General features: G+C 62.8%; 1 protein-coding gene. It reads left to right on the top strand.

Annotation, left to right across the window (positions count from 1 at the left end; all coding sequences use genetic code 11):
* On the top strand, window positions 1-634 hold a 634-nt coding region (locus AC1DES_RS19150; protein ID WP_476897278.1), incomplete at its 5' end, for a protein kinase family protein.
* Window positions 635-702 lie beyond the last annotated feature (68 nt).

Below are 702 nucleotides of genomic sequence, written 5' to 3' on the forward strand. Positions count from 1 at the left end.
TGCACCGGTGACGAGGCGTAACGAGATCGGCTACGACAGTCCCGACTTCCATGACGATGCGCTCAGGCTGCACGTACTCTCCAAGCTCGCCGGCGCGATCGAGCTGCTTCACCGGCATGGGCTGGTGTTTGGAGATCTCAACCCGAACAGTGAGGTCTTCTCATTCGCGCCTACGGGAGTGCTGCTCCTTGACTGCGACACAGTTGCGCACATCTCAGACGGCTCCCGTGCGGCGCGTCAGGGACATTTCCCCTGGTGGGTGCCGCCTGAAATGAATAACACGGCCCCCTCTCCAAAAAGGCTTCAGGACTTCGCTACCGACGTTTACAAGCTCGGGCTTGCATTCGTGAGATACCTTGATGGGGCCTCCGGGGCGACCCAGCGTTTGGCACTCCCATCTCCTGTGCCGTCAGCTGTCACGCCGCAGCTTTCAGCCCTCATTGAGCGCGCGCTCGACCCTACGCCCAGCGCGAGACCGACTGCGGGGGAACTGCGCCAGGCAACCGAGGATGCCGTTCGCTCGGTAGTGGTCGCGGGAGACGAGGAACCCGCCCTTCGGGTTGAGCAGATGATGAGCCCAGCGGCTGTGCCTGTCGAGCGGACCGCAGAGGCTGCTCGGGGCGATGTCGGATGAGCGTGGAGCTATCCGGGCTCAACGTTGACAAGGAGCTCGGGCAGGGCGGGTTCGGTGTTGTACATCTA

Source organism: Arthrobacter sp. 05T442, assembly GCF_056395945.1.